General features: G+C 42.7%; 17 protein-coding genes and 1 riboswitch. Of the genes, 12 read left to right on the forward strand and 5 right to left on the reverse strand.

Annotated elements, in window-relative coordinates:
- Window position 1 precedes the first annotated feature (1 nt).
- From benA to accC, 12 genes are all read left to right on the forward strand, one after another.
- On the forward strand, window positions 2-1,399 hold the full coding sequence (gene benA, locus AC5EUN_RS08055; RefSeq protein WP_010326679.1) for a benzoate 1,2-dioxygenase large subunit: 1,398 nt from the start codon (window positions 2-4) through the stop codon (window positions 1,397-1,399).
- Window positions 1,396-1,905 carry a benzoate 1,2-dioxygenase small subunit gene (gene benB / locus AC5EUN_RS08060; protein WP_010326678.1) on the forward strand — a complete coding sequence of 170 codons (510 nt, stop codon included), beginning with the start codon at window positions 1,396-1,398 and terminating at the stop codon, window positions 1,903-1,905. The genes benA and benB overlap by 4 nt, the downstream gene beginning before the upstream one ends.
- A 90-nt stretch (window positions 1,906-1,995) precedes the next feature.
- Window positions 1,996-3,012: a benzoate 1,2-dioxygenase electron transfer component BenC gene (gene benC, locus AC5EUN_RS08065; RefSeq protein WP_010326677.1), complete on the forward strand. Its 1,017-nt coding sequence runs from the start codon at window positions 1,996-1,998 to the stop codon at window positions 3,010-3,012.
- 15 nt (window positions 3,013-3,027) lie between these two features.
- Window positions 3,028-3,813 carry a benzoate diol dehydrogenase BenD gene (gene benD, locus AC5EUN_RS08070; protein WP_010326676.1) on the forward strand — a complete coding sequence of 262 codons (786 nt, stop codon included), beginning with the start codon at window positions 3,028-3,030 and terminating at the stop codon, window positions 3,811-3,813.
- Window positions 3,814-3,866: 53 nt separating this feature from the next.
- Complete coding sequence (gene benE, locus AC5EUN_RS08075; protein ID WP_010326675.1) at window positions 3,867-5,099, forward strand: benzoate/H(+) symporter BenE; 1,233 nt, start codon at window positions 3,867-3,869, stop codon at window positions 5,097-5,099.
- 27 nt (window positions 5,100-5,126) lie between these two features.
- The gene (locus tag AC5EUN_RS08080) at window positions 5,127-5,807 is read left to right on the forward strand and encodes a 3-oxoacid CoA-transferase subunit A (protein ID WP_010326674.1); all 681 of its coding nucleotides are present in this window, start codon (window positions 5,127-5,129) and stop codon (window positions 5,805-5,807) included.
- A gap of 13 nt (window positions 5,808-5,820) precedes the next feature.
- Window positions 5,821-6,471 carry a 3-oxoacid CoA-transferase subunit B gene (locus AC5EUN_RS08085; protein WP_010326673.1) on the forward strand — a complete coding sequence of 217 codons (651 nt, stop codon included), beginning with the start codon at window positions 5,821-5,823 and terminating at the stop codon, window positions 6,469-6,471.
- Window positions 6,472-6,722: 251 nt separating this feature from the next.
- Window positions 6,723-7,928, forward strand: a complete 1,206-nt coding sequence (pcaF, locus tag AC5EUN_RS08090; RefSeq protein ID WP_010326672.1) for a 3-oxoadipyl-CoA thiolase — start codon at window positions 6,723-6,725, stop codon at window positions 7,926-7,928.
- 99 nt (window positions 7,929-8,027) lie between these two features.
- Window positions 8,028-8,804, forward strand: coding sequence for a 3-oxoadipate enol-lactonase (gene pcaD, locus AC5EUN_RS08095; protein WP_010326671.1), 777 nt, complete (start codon window positions 8,028-8,030; stop codon window positions 8,802-8,804).
- Window positions 8,805-9,894: 1,090 nt separating this feature from the next.
- Window positions 9,895-10,350 carry a type II 3-dehydroquinate dehydratase gene (aroQ, locus tag AC5EUN_RS08100; RefSeq protein WP_010326669.1) on the forward strand — a complete coding sequence of 152 codons (456 nt, stop codon included), beginning with the start codon at window positions 9,895-9,897 and terminating at the stop codon, window positions 10,348-10,350.
- Window positions 10,351-10,366: 16 nt separating this feature from the next.
- A complete protein-coding gene (gene accB, locus AC5EUN_RS08105; protein WP_010326668.1) occupies window positions 10,367-10,786 on the forward strand; it encodes an acetyl-CoA carboxylase biotin carboxyl carrier protein in 420 nt (139 codons plus the stop codon).
- Window positions 10,787-10,802: 16 nt separating this feature from the next.
- Window positions 10,803-12,164: an acetyl-CoA carboxylase biotin carboxylase subunit gene (gene accC / locus AC5EUN_RS08110; protein WP_005399493.1), complete on the forward strand. Its 1,362-nt coding sequence runs from the start codon at window positions 10,803-10,805 to the stop codon at window positions 12,162-12,164.
- Between the two features lie 63 nt (window positions 12,165-12,227).
- Here the strand turns inward: accC and AC5EUN_RS08115 are convergent, their stop codons facing one another.
- From AC5EUN_RS08115 to AC5EUN_RS08135, 5 genes are all read right to left on the reverse strand, one after another.
- Window positions 12,228-12,695, reverse strand: coding sequence for a hypothetical protein (locus tag AC5EUN_RS08115; protein ID WP_010326667.1), 468 nt, complete (start codon window positions 12,693-12,695; stop codon window positions 12,228-12,230).
- A 211-nt stretch (window positions 12,696-12,906) separates the two neighbouring features.
- The gene (gene uca, locus AC5EUN_RS08120; protein WP_010326666.1) at window positions 12,907-16,512 is read right to left on the reverse strand and encodes an urea carboxylase; all 3,606 of its coding nucleotides are present in this window, start codon (window positions 16,510-16,512) and stop codon (window positions 12,907-12,909) included.
- Window positions 16,513-16,517: 5 nt separating this feature from the next.
- A complete protein-coding gene (locus AC5EUN_RS08125) occupies window positions 16,518-17,168 on the reverse strand; it encodes an urea amidolyase associated protein UAAP2 (protein ID WP_010326665.1) in 651 nt (216 codons plus the stop codon).
- A gap of 17 nt (window positions 17,169-17,185) precedes the next feature.
- A complete protein-coding gene (locus AC5EUN_RS08130) occupies window positions 17,186-17,926 on the reverse strand; it encodes an urea amidolyase associated protein UAAP1 (protein WP_010326664.1) in 741 nt (246 codons plus the stop codon).
- 27 nt (window positions 17,927-17,953) lie between these two features.
- A riboswitch (guanidine-I (ykkC/yxkD leader) is annotated at window positions 17,954-18,057 on the reverse strand.
- Between the two features lie 144 nt (window positions 18,058-18,201).
- A complete protein-coding gene (locus AC5EUN_RS08135; RefSeq protein WP_010326663.1) occupies window positions 18,202-19,095 on the reverse strand; it encodes a LysR family transcriptional regulator in 894 nt (297 codons plus the stop codon).
- Between the last annotated feature and the right edge of the window lie 185 nt (window positions 19,096-19,280).

Below are 19,280 nucleotides of genomic sequence, written 5' to 3' on the forward strand. Positions count from 1 at the left end.
CATGCCACGTATCCCAGTTATTAATACTAGCCATCTCGATCGTATCGACGAATTACTTGTCGACAACTTTGAAACAGGCGAATTCAAACTTCATCGTTCAGTGTTTACTGATCAAGCCCTTTTTGACCTAGAAATGAAGTATATCTTCGAGGGTAACTGGGTTTACTTAGCACATGAAAGCCAAATTCCAAATAACAATGACTATTACACGACGTATATTGGCCGTCAGCCTATTCTGATTGCACGTAACCGTAATGGTGAACTCAATGCCATGATCAATGCCTGTTCACACCGTGGTGCACAGCTTTGTCGTAATAAACGTGGCAATAAAGCAACCTATACATGCCCTTTCCACGGTTGGACATTTAACAACTCTGGCAAACTTTTAAAAGTTAAAGATCCAGCAGATGCAGGTTATTCAGACTGTTTTAACCATGAAGGTTCACATGATCTGAAAAAAGTTGCACGTTTTGGCAACTATAAAGGTTTCTTGTTCGGTAGCTTAAATCCGGATGTTCCCTCTTTAGAAGAGTATTTAGGCGAAACCAGTAAAATCATTGACATGATTGTAGATCAGTCTGAGCAAGGTCTTGAAGTTTTACGTGGTGCATCTACCTACACTTATGAAGGCAACTGGAAACTAACTGCTGAAAATGGTGCAGATGGTTATCACGTTTCTGCGGTGCACTGGAACTATGCAGCGACCACCCAACAACGTAAAGAAAAACAAGCGGGTGACAACATCCGTGCCATGAGCGCAGGCGCTTGGGGTAAACAAGGCGGTGGTTCATACGGTTTTGACAATGGTCACATGCTACTTTGGACACAATGGGCGAACCCAGAAGACCGTCCAAACTTCCCGAAAGCCAACGAATACTCTGAAAAATTTGGCGAAGCAATGTCGAAGTGGATGATTGAGCGCTCACGCAACCTTTGTCTTTATCCAAATGTCTATTTGATGGATCAATTCGGTTCTCAAATTCGTGTACTGCGCCCAATTTCAGTCAATAAAACTGAAGTCACGATTTACTGTATTGCCCCTGTAGGCGAAAACGCGGAAGCACGTACACGCCGTATTCGCCAATATGAAGACTTCTTCAATGCCTCAGGTATGGCTACACCAGATGATTTAGAAGAATTCCGTGCATGCCAAGCAGGTTACGCAGGCATTGAACTGGAATGGAATGATATGTGCCGCGGTTCAAAACATTGGATTCATGGCCCAGATGATGCTGCCAATGAAATTGATCTAAAACCAAAACTTTCAGGTGTGAAAACTGAAGATGAAGGCCTCTACCTTGCACAGCACCAACACTGGTTAGACATGATGAAAATTGCAATTGCCAATGAAAAGGCATTGGCTGTTGAAACTGCAAATGAACAAGGAGAAGTGGCATGAATGCTCCTACAACACTCAACACCGTTAGTATCGAACAAGTCAGTCAGTTTCTATATCAAGAAGCGCGTTTTTTAGATGATGAGCAATGGGATGATTGGCTTGCATGTTATGCCCCTTCTGCATCATTTTGGATGCCTGCATGGGATGACGACGATACCCTGACTACAGATCCGCAGTCTGAAATTTCACTGATTTACTACCCAGACCGCCAAGGTTTAGAAGACCGTGTGTTCCGGATTAAAACTGAACGCTCTTCTGCGACCATGCCAGACACACGTACTTGTCACAATGTGAACAATATCGAAGTGATTGAGCGTGATGGCGACAAAGTTACCGTCCGTTTTAACTGGAATACGCTGAGCTTCCGCTACAAAACCAGTTATAGCTACTTTGGTATGTCGCGTTATGAAATCGACTTTTCAGGTGAAAAACCACAAATTTTAAGTAAATACGTGGTACTGAAAAACGATTACATCAACCAAGTGATTGATGTTTATCACCTCTAAGTTTTAGCCACACATCCTTAGTATGCTTTCAGCCAAATGGAGTTTTGGCTGAAAGTTCCAAGTTTCAACGTTTTTAAAGGATATTCAGCCATGTCAAACCACAATGTTGCACTTCAATTTGAAGATGGCGTAACGCGTTTTATTACCGTGACTCAAGGTGAGTCTTTATCAGATGCCGCTTACCGCCAAAAAATTAACATTCCGCTAGACTGCCGTGATGGTGCATGTGGGACTTGCCGTGCATTTTGCGAATCTGGTAGTTATGACATGCCTGAAGAGACGTATATTGAAGATGCGTTAACACCAGAAGAAGCGGAACAAGGCTATATTTTGGCTTGCCAATGCCGTCCAAGCTCGGATGCCGTATTCCAAATTCAAGCTTCATCTGAAGTCTGCAAAACCGAAATTCATCAGTATCAAGGCACTTTAGTCGCTGTTGAAAACTTATCAGAATCGACCATTACTTTTGATATTCAGCTTGATGAAGGTCAACCTGACATTCACTTCCTTGCTGGTCAATATGTCAACGTCGGAATTCCAGAGACAGCAGAAACTCGTTCCTATTCATTTAGCTCGAAACCGGGCAACCGTTTAACTGGCTTTGTGGTACGTAATGTGCCGAATGGCAAAATGAGTAGCTTTTTAAGTAGTGCTGCCAAAACTGGCGACAAAATGACCTTTACAGGTCCATTTGGTAGCTTCTACCTGCGTAATGTGGTTCGTCCTGTTGTCATGCTTGCGGGAGGTACAGGTATTGCCCCTTTTATGTCTATGCTACAGATTTTAGAAGAAAAAGGCGCTGAACACCCTGTTCGTTTGGTGTTTGGTGTCACCAATGACTTCGACTTAGTTGCTTTAGAACAACTGGATGCACTTCAAGCTAAACTCCCATGGTTTGAATACCGTACTGTGGTTGCAAGTCCAGACTCTGCGCATGAGCGTAAAGGTTATGTGACTGGGCACATTGACAATGAATGGCTCAATGGCGGTGATGTTGATGTCTACCTTTGTGGTCCTGTCCCTATGGTTGATGCCGTTCGTGGTTGGTTAGATAGCGAAGGTGTAAAACCTGCAAACTTCCTGTTTGAAAAATTCTCTGCAAACTGATTGGGGCCACTTATCATGTCTGATCGTCAAAGATTTTTAAACAAAGTCGTGATTGTGACTGGTGCCGCTCAAGGCATTGGTCGCGGTGTTGCACTCCAAGTGGCGGATGAAGGTGCGCAAGTTGTCTTAGCCGACTTATCTGACTATGTCGATGAAACATTAGCAGAAATTGAAGCACATCAAGGCGATGCAATAACAGTCAAAACCAACCTTGAAACCTTCGCAGGTGCTCAAAGTGTTGTAGACAAAGCACTTGAAGTCTATGGCCGTGTCGATGTGCTCATCAATAACGTCGGCGGTGCAATTTGGATGAAACCTTTTGAAGAGTTTTCTGAAGAAGAAATCATCAAAGAAGTAAATCGTTCATTATTTCCAACGCTGTGGTGTTGTCGTGCTGTTTTACCTGAAATGATTAAAAATCAGAAAGGTACGATTGTAAATGTGTCTTCTATAGCGACTCGTGGCATTAACCGTGTGCCTTATTCGGCATCCAAAGGTGGGGTTAATGCCCTTACTGCATCACTTGCTTTTGAGCATGCCAAAGATGGGATCCGAGTGAATGCAGTTGCGACAGGTGGAACCGAAGCGCCGCCGCGTAAAGTGCCACGTAATGCAAATCCACTGTCTGAAAATGAAAAGTCGTGGATGCAACAAGTGGTCGATCAAACTATTGATCGTAGTTTTATGAACCGTTATGGCACGATTCAGGAACAAGTGAATGCGATTGTATTCCTTGCTTCAGATGATTCGTCATATATGACAGGTACAGTTGTTCCTGTCGGCGGTGGCGATCAAGGTTAATTGATTGTTACATTATTTTATATACAGGATCATGTCTGCATGGAGGCAAATGAATGGCTACCCTGTTTAAAACTTTGAAAGAAGATTGGTCTATTTCAGCCACTGTCGCAGGATTTTTGGCCGTGCTGATTTCCTATTCAGGACCACTCATTATCTTCTTTCAGGCTGCGCAACAAGCTCAGGTTTCCCCGGCCATGATGATTTCATGGATTTGGGGTATTTCTATTGGAGCAGCCGTGGCAGGAATCTTTCTTTCCATTAAGTTCAAAGTCCCTGTGATTACCGCATGGTCTGCGCCAGGTACGGCTTTATTGGTCACCCTGTTCCCGAATATTAGTCTGAATGAAGCTGTAGCCGCTTATATTACCTCAGCCGTGGTGATTTTTCTGATCGGGATCAGTGGTTACTTCGATAAATTATTGAAATGGATTCCGCAGTCAGTAGCCGCTGGAATGATGGCAGGTATTCTATTTCAGTTTGGTTTAGGTCTATTTAGTGCCACTAACAGCATGCCGATTATTGTGTTTAGCATGCTGTTTGTCTTTTTAGTCGCAAAACGAATTTCACCGCGTTATAGCATGCTTTGGGTACTGCTTTCAGGTGTGGCCTTGAGCTTTGGGCTTGGTGAAATGAATGCGGTGAGTTTAGATTTCCAACTTGCTATTCCTCAGTTCATTAGCCCTGAATGGACTTGGCACTCAACCTTAAACCTTGCCCTGCCTTTGATTTTAGTCAGCCTGACAGGACAGTTTTTACCGGGCATGGCCATCATGAAACTGAGCGGTTATGACATGCCTGCCAAGCCGATTATCACCACCACCAGTATTGCGTCTTTAGCTGTTGCATGTGTCGGCGGTATCACCATTGTTTTAGCGTCAATTACGGCTGCACTGTGTATGGGCAAAGATGCGCATGAGTTAAAAGAAAAGCGTTATATCGCAGGCGTTGCTAACGGCATTTTCTATATTTTAGGTGGTTTGTTTGCAGGCAGTATCGTTCTGCTCTTCAGCTTGCTACCGAAAGAGCTTGTTGCTGCTTTGGCTGGCTTGGCTTTATTAGGTGCAATTTCAACCAATATCGCTGTAGCCATGAAAGATGAATCTCAACGAGATTCCGCACTCATTACCTTTTTAGCTACAGCTTCAGGTATGCACTTTTTAGGTCTAAGTTCCGTTTTTTGGGGCATCGTTATTGGTTTAACTGCGCATCTAATTTTAAGTAAACGTAGTCCTGATATTTCAGCTTTAGCTTCAACTCCAAGCTCAAATCCAAGTTCCAAAAGTTAATAGGTACGCTGTGCCTAGGACAATATTATGATTGATAAAAGTTCAGCTTCTTTAACAGAAGCACTTTCGCAAATAAAGGATGGTTCCACCATCATGATTGGTGGTTTTGGTACCGCAGGACAACCTGCTGAACTGATCGATGGCTTAATTCAACTCGGCATTAAAGACCTCACCATCGTTAGCAACAATGCTGGTAATGGCGACTATGGTTTAGCCAAGCTACTCAAAGCGGGTGCTGTGAAAAAAGTCATCTGTTCGTTTCCGCGTCAGTCCGACTCTTGGGTCTTCGATGAACTCTATCGTGCAGGCAAAATCGAATTGGAACTGGTGCCTCAAGGCAACTTGGCTTGTCGTATTCAAGCCGCAGGTATGGGACTTGGTGCAGTGTTTACCCCCACTGGCTACGGTACCTTATTGGCTGAAGGCAAAGAAACCCGTCACATCGACGGGAAAGATTATGTGTTGGAATATCCAATCAAAGCCGACTTCGCTTTGATTAAAGCACAACAAGGCGACCGTTGGGGTAACTTGGTCTACCGCAAATCGGCACGTAACTTCGGCCCGATTATGGCCATGGCCGCAGGTGTAACCATTGCACAAGTGTCTGAAGTGGTGGACTTGGGTGAATTAGACCCTGAACACATCATCACCGCAGGTATTTTTGTTCAACACGTGGTACAGGTTCAACCTGAACCTGTTGCTGTGTAATCGGGAGAATATCATGAGCTATCAAAAACTCAGCCGTAACCAAATTGCAGAACGTGTCGCACAAGATATTCCAGATGGTGCTTATGTCAATTTAGGCATCGGTTTACCGACCAAGATTGCCAGTTACCTGCCAAGTGACAAAGACGTGTTCTTACATTCTGAAAATGGCTTATTGGCTTTTGGTCCACCACCTGAAAAAGGTCAAGAAGACCCTGAACTGATCAATGCAGGTAAAGAATATGTGACCATGCTGCAAGGTGGTGCCTTTTTCCATCATGGGGATTCTTTTGCCATGATGCGTGGTGGTCACTTAGATATCGCAGTATTAGGTGCCTTCCAAGTGGCAGCCAATGGTGACTTGGCCAATTGGCATACAGGTGCGCCTGATGCGATTCCCGCTGTCGGTGGTGCGATGGACTTAGCCGTTGGTGCCAAGAAAGTGTTTATCACCACCGACCATGTGACCAAACAAGGTGAACCAAAGATTGTGGCTGAACTGAGCTACCCAGCAACAGGTTTGAAATGTGTTGATCGCATCTACACCGACTTGTGTGTGATTGATGTCACCGCAGACGGTTTAAAAGTGATTGAGAAAGTCCACGGCTTAAGCTTTGCAGAATTGCAGGCAATGACCGGTGCAACTTTAGTGGATGCGACACTGTAAATTTCAGAAAAATTTGCTAGAGCTTATAGTCATCAACAACCTGTCGAGCGCTTTAAAAGTATTGTTTTTGCAACAGCAGTGGAAAATTGCTGTGAGTGAACAGGTTTTGTTGATGACAACGTTTTTGGTCACTTTTTTAAAAAAGTGAAGAGAACGAGCTACTTCTATTTGACTGAACACGGTAAGACTCCGTCGTGACTAGATACAGTTGATCTGTCAGCAGAGTCCCGTTTTAAAGGACAAGATTAAAAATGAAAAATGCTTATATCATCGATGCCATCCGTACCCCATTCGGCCGTTATGCAGGTGGACTCGCTCCAGTGCGTGCCGATGACTTGGGCGCAGTGCCGATTCAAGCCTTAATACAACGTAATCCAAGCGTAGATTGGAGCCAAGTCGATGACGTGATTTACGGCTGTGCCAACCAAGCGGGTGAAGACAACCGTAATGTCGGACGTATGTCAGCATTGTTGGCAGGTTTACCAGTTGAAGTCCCAGCCACGACCGTAAACCGTTTATGTGGTTCATCCCTAGATGCCATTGCGATGGCAGCCCGTGCAATTAAAGCCGGCGAAGCAGATTTAATCATCGCAGGTGGCGTCGAAAGTATGTCTCGTGCACCTTTTGTCATGGGTAAATCAGAAACCGCTTATGGCCGTAGCCAGAAGATTGAAGACACCACTATGGGCTGGCGTTTTATTAATCCTAAGCTCAAAGCGATGTATGGTGTAGAGACCATGCCGCAAACCGCGGAGAACGTGGCACAACAATTTAATATTGATCGAGCCGATCAAGACCAGTTTGCCTTGGCGAGTCAACAGCGCACCGCAACCGCGCAAGCTCAAGGCTTTTTTACGCATGAGATCATCCCTGTGAATATTCCACAGCGTAAGGGTGATCCGATTGTGGTCGACACGGATGAACATCCACGTGCATCAACCACCTTGGAAGCTTTGGCAAAACTGAAGCCAGTCGTGACAGCAGAAGGCACCGTCACTGCAGGAAACGCATCAGGCATCAATGACGGTGCGGCTGCTGTACTGATTGCTTCAGAACAAGCGATTCAAGTGTACCAGCTTAAACCGCGTGCCAAAATCATTGCTTCAACAGCAGTGGGTGTAGAACCGCGCATCATGGGCTTTGCACCAGCACCTGCCATCAAAAAGTTACTCAAACAAGCCAATCTCACAATCGAGGAGATGGATGTGATTGAACTGAATGAAGCTTTTGCGGCACAAGCACTGGCCGTTACACGTGACCTAGGTCTAGCGGATGACACCACACAAGTGAATCCGAATGGTGGTGCGATTGCGATTGGTCATCCACTCGGTGCTTCAGGGGCACGTTTGGTGACAACTGCATTGAATCAATTGGAACAAACCGGTGGCACTTATGCCCTGTGTTCAATGTGTATTGGTGTTGGTCAAGGCATTGCCATGATTATTCAGCGGGTTTAACCCTTCTTCTGATCTGACGTGGTGTTTTTGCTCATAACACTTTTTGCTGATAACAACAGTGGAAACACTCAAAATTTTTAATGAATTAAGGAAAAGCATATGCCAAGTTTTACTTCAAATAATGCCGAAATTCACTATCAAACTTTTGGTGACCCAAAAAATCCCGCGATCGTTTTTTCAAACTCGCTAGGCACGAACTTCAACATGTGGAAACCACAAATTACTTTTTTCCAGAAAAATTATTTTGTGATTTGCTATGACACTCGCGGGCATGGCCGGTCTTCTGCGCCTCAAGGGCCTTATGATATTGAACAACTTGGTCTAGACCTGATCCATTTACTGGATCATTTAAACATTGAGAAAGCCATTTTTTGCGGTATCTCAATGGGCGGACTTACAGGTCAGTGGTTAGTCATTCATAAACCTGAACGTTTTCACCGTGCCATTGTATGTAATACCTCTGCCAAAATTGGCAATGAACAGGCATGGAATGATCGCGCATCATTAGTACGCACCCAAGGTTTAGAACCCATTGCATCAACGGCTGCGAGCCGTTGGTTTACCGAACCCTTTATCCAAAGCAACGCAGCAACTGTAGCAGCGCTTTCAAACGACTTAGGTGCTGGCAGCCCAGAAGGTTATGCGAGTTGTTGTGAAGCTTTGGCTAAAGCGGATTTACGTGAAAAACTCGAAAGTATTTACGTGCCTTTACTTGTTATTGCAGGGCGTAAAGACCCCGTAACAACAGTCTCAGATGCACAGTACATGGTGAATCACATCCGAAGTAGTGCCCTATTTGAAATCGATGCCTCTCATATTTCAAATATCGAACAGCCCAAAGCCTTCAATCAGGCCATCTTAGACTTTATTGCTTAATGATCTAGGTCTGAACTCAAAACAGCCCTACATGGGCTGTTTTTTTCGTACCTATCTAAAGAAAGCGATAGGAATGCTTAAAACTCATTATTAAAAATATGCTGGCTTTGGTTCATTCTATTTTTCCTCTTAAAATCATCAAAACTCAAAAATTGTATATAAAACAAACTGAAATTATTATGATTTCAAAATCATATCTTCAGAATTTCACTTATTGCCAATCCTAAACTCACTAGATCCCATCATGTATAGCCACATCTACCCAGTTAAAATGAGCAAAATAGCCAATCGTTTTGTTTTATAAATTTTCTCGCACAGCAAAAGCCAATACTCAACAAGAGGATATTTTTTCAGTACATTCCACTACTCAGCAATTTTTCTACAGTTTTTTGCTTATTTAACGGCAAAATTTTTCAGTGAAGAGGATGCTGAAAAACACCGTTAGAAACCTGAATTTTCCTTTTACTGTTTCAAGTTTTTCAGTTTTTTTCTAAAAGATCATGGCATCAGCTAAATAGACCTTAACAACAGACAAAAATGTCTATATACATTTCAACGTAACAAGTTGATGTTTTAATTGATGAAAGTGATATTTTTCAAGTTCAATATTGATCCAATAAAGCTGAGAAGCTGTATTGATCATGGTCGTCCAGCCAGCCAAAAGAGCTGGAATAAATTGATCAGATAATGCACATATACAAACCATATCAGACTTTAGTTTTATTTTGATATACAGTTTAGTCATATAAGAATTGATCTAGATCTGATGTAGCGTGAGCTACCGACTAAGAAGTCTGAGTTGCCCTCTTTTCAAGACTTGAGTTGTACCTGTGGCATAAAACGAAAACAAATCTGCTGCTTTTAGTCAATTTGGCTTACAATGTAAAAAAGAGTAATAATCCGAAAATTTGTAATCTTTTAACATTGCCAATTCCTTGCAAAATTTACATTATATTGCCGAAGTTTGGCACTAAGCATCTACGTCAATTCAAACAAACTATAAAAAAAATGTAGAACTTTATGCCATAATACGCAAACTTTGCAGCCATCTTGCAAAGATATATTGCAATTTATAAATGGAGCAAGCTAAATGAGTTCGACCATTTTGGTTATTCATGGACCGAATCTAAATTTGCTAGGAAAGCGCGAACCAGAAGTATATGGTTCTCTAACGCTGAACGACATCAATCAGCAACTCATTGCACAAGCTGAAAATGCTTCAATTTCTCTCGACACTTTCCAAAGTAATTGGGAAGGTGCCATTGTTGACCGTATTCATCAAGCCCAAGCGGATGGCGTCCAATTTATTATTATTAACCCTGCTGCACTCACGCATACCTCTGTTGCTCTACGTGATGCCCTGCTTGGTGTAGCCATCCCATTTATTGAAGTTCATTTATCAAATGTTCATGCGCGCGAAGCGTTTAGACATCATTCATATTTATCAGATAAAGCCGTTGGCGTTATTTGTGGCTTAGGTGCTCAAGGTTATAGCGCTGCGCTCAATTACGCTCTCACTAAAATTCAACCCTCTACGCAATCATAATTAGGAATACTGTCACATGGATATTCGTAAAATCAAGAAACTCATCGACCTGATGATTGAATCTGACTTACAAGCGATTGAAGTTAAAGAAGGCGATCAATCGATTGCACTGACTCGTCGTAGTCCAGTTGTTGCAGCTGGTGCTCCTGTTGCTATGGCAGCTCCTGTTGCTCAAGCTCCAGCGGCTAAAGCACCACGTGGTGCTGTAGAAACTTCTCCAATGGTTGGTGTGTTCTACGCGGCTCCAAGCCCAGGTGAAGCGCCATTTGTTAAAGTCGGTCAAACCATCACTGCTGGTGAAACACTTGGTATTATCGAAGCAATGAAAATCATGAACCCGATTGAAGCAACGCAAAGCGGCGTGGTTGAAGAAATTTTAGTGAAAAACGGCGAAGTGATCCAATTCGGTCAACCATTATTCCGCTACCGCGCGTAATAGACGGGGACTTATAATGTTGCAAAAAGTTTTAATTGCAAACCGTGGTGAAATTGCCCTGCGCATCACCCGTGCCTGCAAAACTTTAGGGATTAAGACTGTAGGAATCTATTCAGATGCCGACAAAGACTTAATGCACCTACGTTTTGTAGACGAAGCAGTATGTATTGGACCGGGTGCGAGCAGTGAAAGCTACTTGAACATTCCTGCCATTATTACAGCGGCTGAAATTTCAGGTGCAGATGCCATTCACCCAGGTTATGGCTTCTTATCAGAAAATGCTGAATTTGCTGAAATTGTAGAAAACTCAGGTTTTATTTTTATTGGACCACGCCCTGAACACATCCGTTTGATGGGTAACAAAGTTTCTGCGATTACTGCAATGCGTAAAGCAGGTGTTCCAACTGTACCGGGTTCTGCAAATGCGGTTACACCGCAAAATGCACTGGCTGAAGCTAAAGAAATTGGTTTCCCATTGATCGTGAAAGCTGCCTCTGGTGGTGGTGGTCGTGGTATGCGTATTGTAGAACGTGTCGACACCCTGCTTGAATCCGTTCAAGCCGCACAGCGTGATGCTGAAATGTGGTTTGGCGATGACACGGTGTATATGGAACGTTTTCTACAAACACCTCGTCACGTTGAAGTTCAAGTTCTTGCTGACGGTAATGGCCATGCGATTCATCTCTATGACCGCGACTGCTCTTTACAGCGTCGCCATCAAAAAGTGTTAGAAGAAGCGCCTGCGCCAAACTTACCTGAACAAGCACGTGCTGACATTTTAGAAGCTTGCGTAAATGCTTGTAAATTAATGCAGTACCGTGGTGCAGGTACATTCGAGTTTTTGTTTGAAGATGGTGAATTCTTCTTTATTGAGATGAATACACGTGTTCAAGTTGAACACCCTGTAACTGAAATGGTGACAGGTATTGACATTATTGAACAACAGCTCCGCATTGCTGGTGGCTTAGGTCTTGAAATTGAACAAGATCAAGTTGAAGTCAAAGGTCATGCGATTGAATGCCGTATCAATGCTGAAGATCCAACGACCTTCTTACCATCACCAGGTAAAATTGAGAATTTTTATGTGCCAGGTGGTGCAGGTATTCGTCTTGATTCACATATCTATCAAGGCTATAGCATTCCGCCATACTATGACTCGATGATTGCGAAGCTGATCGCACACGGTAAGGATCGTAAAACATCACTTGCTCGCATGCGTCAAGCGCTTGATGAAATGATTCTGACCGGTATTAAAACCAATATTCCATTGCATAAAGATTTGATTCTTCAAGATGAAAAATTCTGTGAACAAGCAATGGATATTCACTACCTTGAAAAGCATTTGTTAAAGCAAATTGAAGGAAATCAAGATAAATAATTGTCTTGATTCTTAAATAAAAAACCGCGATAAATCGCGGTTTTTTATTTATAAAAGAATTAATTAAGGCAGCACACGACGTAGTGTTGCAAAACATTGTTGTGCTTTATCATTGGCACAAAAATTAATGGTCGATGGACTTTGCCATTTCACAAAATACTGAGACATTTCACCAGTCTGATCTTCTTGAGACCCAGAACAATCCACTTGGTTATTGTCAAATTTGACCTGTAAAATCAAAGCAGGCAGTTGTACATTTTTATCGGTAGATGGCTGGTAATCATAAATTCCCGTGGACCATTCTTCCCCACTTTTAATCACAACATCACTATTACTTTTAAAATTATAGTATTCAACGCATTTACGATTATTTGGAATTTCCATTCCCCATAAGCCCACAATTTCAGGGCGAGTCGTTACACGAATATTATTTTGATTTGATGCTTGAGTATCCTCAGCCTGACTTGGTGTATTTGCCATAAGCACTGATGAAGTTAACATGAATAACATGCCGAGTAATGTTTTTTTCATACAAGCCATAATGTTTTTAAGCGTCTCACTAAATTAGCATATTTTGATTCAAAACATCATTTTATAACCATTTCATAACAATCTATTTTTTGTTATGGGTTGCAATCTTAATTTAACAAAACGATTTATTGTCAGTACTAGATAAATTCTCCTTTCAGAATCGAAAAAAGACCGCTTAAGCAGTCTTTTTTGTATTTCTTGATATTTGAGTTTAGGCTACAGGTGCCAGTGTAAACAGCACCTGACCTGTTTTTACCGTTTGCCCTTTTGCAATGGTAATGGCTTCAACCTTCATCCGCTCAGGTGCAATAATGGGAATTTCAATTTTCATGGCTTCAATCACGGCCAAAGTTGCCCCTTCTTCCACAATGTCTCCAGAGGTACATTCAATTTTCCAAATAGAACCCGGCATATGCGACTCTACTGCACAACCACCTTCAGGAATTTGAATTTCACTGTCATCTAAAACAGCATCTAGGCTTTCAGAAACATGTTCAGCCAAACCAGCCTCATGCCAGCGACGGCGTTCCTCTTCAAAGTTCGCTTGCTGTACCGCTTTAAAACTCGAAATGGATGCCGCATTTTCAATGAGGAAGTCATTATATTCTTTTAGGTTTAAAACCCCATCTTCTACGTGAAGCTTTAAGCGCCCCGCTTTAAAGTCTTCCCGCATTTGCATCAGTTCTGTTTCAGACACTTCATAAAATTTAATTTGATCAAAGAAGCGCAGTAGCCATGGTTTTCCTTGTTCAAAGTCTGGATTTTTGCGGTAACGACTCCACATTTGGGTTGTACGCCCAACAAACTGATAACCGCCCGGGCCTTCCATACCATAGACACACATATATGCGCCACCAATACCGACTGCATTTTCAGGCGTCCATGTACGTGCAGGATTATATTTAGTAGTCACTAAACGATGACGTGGGTCCAGCGGCGTTGCCACAGGTGCCCCCAAGTACACGTCTCCCAAGCCCATCACCAAATAATTGGTGCTGAATACGATATCCTTCACTGCTTGCTTTGAGTCTAGCCCATTGATACGACGAATAAACTCAACATTGTCAGGACACCACGGCGCATCTGGACGTACTGTTTGCATATAACGTTCAGTCGCCAACTGAGTTTGCGAATCTTCCCAAGCCAAAGGCAAATAGACTGTGCGCGACGGGACTTCCATTGCGGTCACATCAGGCAATTCACTTTCTGCATGCTGTAAAAGGTCCAATAAATGTTTTTGATCTAGCACCAATGAATCAAAATGAATTTGCAGCGAACGAATACCCGGTGTTAAGTCTATAATCCCTTCTATACTTTGATCTTTGACCCATTGCATTAAAGCATGAATACGGAAACGTAAATTGAGGTCTAGAACCAACTCTCCATATTCAACCAGTAAATAACTGTTCCCTGCGGGACGATAAATCACATCAGGTCTAACGTTCTCACCTTTTTGGGCCGCTAAAACTGCATCTGAGAGGGTTTCCATTTCAGCATGAAAGCTTGGAGAAAATTCTACATTTTCAGTCGTATCTGCGGTTAACGCTGCGCTATATTTTTGATTCAATACTTGTGCTTGATCATAAGAAATTGGGATAAATTTAACTTTATCACCCGCTTTGAGCTGACCAATTTTCCATAGTTCTGAGCTGACCACCACCGCAGGACAAACAAAACCGCCTAAGCTTGGACCATCAGGCCCTAAAATAATTGGCATATCTCCAGTGAAATCAATCGCGCCAATGGCATAAGCATTATCATGAATATTCGAAGGATGTAGTCCTGCCTCACCACCATCGGTACGTGCCCATTCAGGTTTTTCACCGACTAAACGAATGCCTGTACGACTTGAGTTAAAGTGAATTTCAAATTCTTGCTCAAAGAAGCGCTCAATATCGCGTTTGGTGAAAAAGTCGGGCGCTCCATGTGGTCCATACATCACTGCAATTTGCCAAGTCTGGCTAAAGCTCGGCACCTGCGCTGCACCAAGTGCAACGGTTTCTACTGAAGTATAAGCCGTAATGGGCAACATATCTCCAATGAGTAAATTCCGTCCTGCATGACCACCAAACTGACCTAAAGTAAAAGTCGCTTGCGAGCCTAAATAGGCAGGTACATTGAATCCGCCTTTAATACCAATATAACTGCGACAACCTGTGGTGATTTTACCTGTTTTAAGAATTTGCCCTTTTTTAACATTAAGGGTCTGCCACATGGCAACGTCGACACCATCCAATGTCGCAAGCATGTCGCCACCCGTAATCACGATTTGGCTGTCACAATGGAATTTTAAAGTTGGGCCTTGTAATGTACATTCGAGCCCTGCGGTATTAAATGGATTTCCCAATAGTTGATTAGCAACATTTAACGATAGTGGATCAATCGCACCTGATGGTGGCACTCCAACATCCCAGTACCCCAAACGACCATTGACGTCTTGTATTGACGTTTGAATACCAGACTGTAATACCTCAACTTTTTGGGTTTTCCACTCAAAAGTATTTAAGAAACGTGTAGTCTGTGTCCCTGCTTTAAACACTTCACAGTCAATAATATTTTGTAAATACTCAAGATTGGTTTCAATTCCTGCCACTGAGGTTTTTGCCAAAGTATCGCTCATGGCCTGAATTGCACTTTCACGGTTTTCGTGAGTCACAATGATTTTGGCAATCATTGGATCATAAAAGGAAGACACGTTTGAACCTGTTTCTACCCATGTTTCATTACGCGCTTGCGGATCAAACTCGACATAAGTCAATAACCCAGCACTGGGTTGAAAATTCTTAATTGGATCTTCAGCATATAAACGGACTTGGATCGAATGGCCTTTAGGTGCAAGTGTATCTGTTGGCGCAGTCCAGTCACCGCTACCTAAAGTAACCATCCATTCCACAAGGTCTACACCAAACACTTGTTCAGTCACGCCATGTTCAACTTGTAGACGTGTATTCACCTCTAAGAAATAGAATTGCTGGGTGTCAGTATCCATCACAAATTCAACCGTACCTGCCGAACGGTAATTTACTGACTGCATCAGTTGAACCGCAATACCCTGAATATAAGTACGTTGTTCAGCATTTAAATGTGGTGCTGGAGTCTCCTCGATTACTTTCTGGTTACGGCGCTGTACTGAACAGTCCCGCTCTCCCAAAGCCAGAACCAAACCTTGGCCATCACCAAAAATTTGGACTTCAATATGACGCGCATTTTCCACAAACTTTTCTAAATACAAACCTGCATCTTTAAAGTTCGCTTGTGCCAAATAAGATACCGTTGCATAAGCATCTTTAAGCTCTGCTTCATTCCACACCAATCGCATACCAATACCGCCACCACCTGCGGTACTTTTCAGCATCAAGGGATAACCGATACGATTCGCCTCTACCAGTGCTTCCGCTTCATCTGCTAAAAGTTGGCTCCCCGGTAACAATGGCACGTTCGCCTGAATGGCTAGTTCACGCGCAGTATGCTTTAAGCCAAAACTCCGCATTTGCGCTGAATTCGGCCCTAGAAACACAATGCCCTGTGACTCACACAAATCACAAAACTTCACATTTTCAGACAAGAAACCATAGCCTGGATGAATGGCTTCAGCACCCGTTTCTTTCGCGACCTGTAAAATTTTTTCAATATTTAGATAACTTTGGCTGGCTGGACTATCACCAATAAATACCGCTTCATCGGCTAACGTTACATGTAAGGAATCACGGTCTGCTTCTGAATACACCGCAACAGACTGAATGCCTAAATTCTTTAATGTACGAATTACTCGGCAGGCAATTGCCCCACGGTTGGCGATGAGAACTTTTTTAAACATGCTGCTTACTCCTTGCCTTCACGTACAATCAGTTGAATTTGGGTCGGGTTATAGGCATTACAGGGGTTGTTCAGCTGTGGGCAGTTAGAAATCAGCACGATGAGATCCATCTCTGCTTGAATTTCAACATATTTACCCGGCGCCGATATTCCATCGTCAAACTTGAGATGCCCATCACTGCTCACGGGAACATTCATAAAGAAGTTAATATTCGGCCCAATATGACGAACATTTAGTCCATGCTTTTTCGCGATTGGGTGCAAAGCTAAAGCTGTCATAAAGTTATTACGGCAACTGTGCATCGGAAATGTGTCGTGTGCATAACGTACGGTGTTACTTTCACATGAACAAGCACCGCCTAAGGTGTCATGGCGACCACAGTTATCATCATGGATCGTGGCGATTTTGTTGCCATAGTTGGTATATAGAGCTGTGCCTTTTTCTAGATAAATCTGCTGATTAATGGCTAGAGTATCGGTTGCGCTGTAACGTTCTTCAGGATTGCTCGCAGAAATCAATAAAGTATCGACTGCTTGGTTGCCTTCGAGGTCAATAATGCGGAAATACTGCCCTTTCTGGACTTCACACATCCATGCCTCACCCGCTGGACAGACTTCATTTAAAACGGTTTGATCAAATGCTTGTAAACTGGTCATATGTATTCTCCTCGGGCTTAAGCAGCATCAAATGCGTAATAACGTGCGTTGTTTTGAAAACCGCGTTGGTTTTGTGGGCATGAATCACGACAAATATCGTGTGTTGCTAAAGCGGAGGCTTTGAATAAGCGCATTTTAATATCGGCAGGCTGATACTTTGCTGCTTGGCTCAAACCATGTGGCGCAGCAGATAAGAACACCAGACAGTCCATCTCAAAACGCAGTTCAATAGTTTGATGGGTATTATCGACATCGATATAAGATAAGTTGCCTGCATCATCAGGGCGAACTTTAGAGAATAGGTTGACCGTAGCTGACAGGTCGGCTTGACCTAATGAGAACTTGGTCATTTCAAGTAACAGGCTGTCGCGTCCACTTCGAAACATCTCATTTCGCGTATCTTGAAAAGTTTGAGTGCCGAATTGTTTTTGGATCTGTTCTGTGCGACTCGGACCACATAAGGCATCATTCCAACCATGATCATCGTGAACAATTGAAGCCATAACCCGACCTAAGTCCGAATACAACACATGCCCTGTACTTAGAAATGCCGTATGTTGTGCCTTTAGGCTATCTGGCATATTAAAACGTTCGAGCTTATTTTCGCTGTTGACACAGAAAAGAGAAACGTTGGCTTGTGCCCCCAAGGCTTTAAACTGTAAGACTGTGCCGCGTTGAATACGTCCAGACCAGTGATGCCCACCCGGTAAAAGTTCAGTCCATAGTGCGTTATCGTCGTGATAAGTTATTGTGCTCATGCGCTTCTGCCTAAATCGTAACTGTTTACCTCCCGGGCTTTTATCCCTCCGTGTAGCTCTTTCGAACCGTGAACTCTCGGTCGCAGACATACATAAAATAGATATGTATCGGAACCCTAGATCACTCTTTCAGATTAGATGATGCAAAGGCTGTGCCAATTTAGTATTACGATTTTTAAACTTCGTAATACTATTTATGAGCAATAAATGGACACTTTAGATTTCAAGCACGCATATTTTTGCTATGCGCACTAAAAAGCATCAAACTTTAAGAATTACTTCATTAAAATTTCATGGAACATGTGACGCAGCCACTGATGACTGGTTTTGTGATGACAAGACATATGCCAATACTGCTTCACCCCATAACTTGGGAAGGCAATTGGTGCATTAAAGATTTTTAAATTGCCACGTGAAAGCAGCACTTCACTTAAATAATACGGGACTGTCGCAATCGCGTCGGTTTCTTGTACCACCAAGCCTACCCCTAAATAGCTCGGTAAACGCATTAAAATGTCACGTTTTAGTTCTAAATTGAGCAGTTCGTTTTCAATATGGTAATGTCCCATGCCTGCATCAATATCGATATGTGACTCAGCCAAGTACTGCGCTGTGCTGATACAGTCACCTGTCAAACGCGGATGATCTTTGGCGGCAATCACCACATAATACTGCTCAAACAGTTGCTGTTGATAAAAGCCATTTTCCAATTGTGGTAAAAAACCCAGCGCCAAATCAATCTCACCATTTGCCATTTGATAACTGGTTTCAGAGGTGATCGGACGGATATTCAAACGAATATGCGGCGCATGTTTCTTTAAGTATTGCGAAATTTTCGGCAACAACACCAAATGCGAAACATCGGTCATGGCCAAACTAAACTGTTGCTGCGAAGTGGCTTGGTCAAAATCAATCGTAAAGTTATTGATGATTTCAACCTTGTTTAAAGCCTCACTGACCAATGGAAATAATTGTTTCGACAGCTCAGTCGGCACCATTTCATTGCCAATCCGTAAAAATAGCGGATCATTATAATGTTGGCGAATTTTATTCAGAATGTTACTCACCGTCGGTTGACTCATTTCTAAATGATCAGCCGCCAGTGACACACTTTTAAACTTATAAACGTAAAAAAAGATACTGAGTAATTTACAGTCCAGTTCAAACACGAAAAAAATGTTCCTTATATGTATGTGATGGTAGACGATCCATCATCTACCCATTATAGCGATGATCCAATGCTCAAAACTTACTTTTACAGGCATCTAGGTCTAATATCAGACATTTCAGCAATAAAAGCACATTAATTATACCTTTAGCTGTACTGAACAATCGATGCTTTCCCTGAAAAGTT

The sequence above is a fragment of the Acinetobacter sp. CAU_H_S170_2 genome, assembly GCF_058890445.1.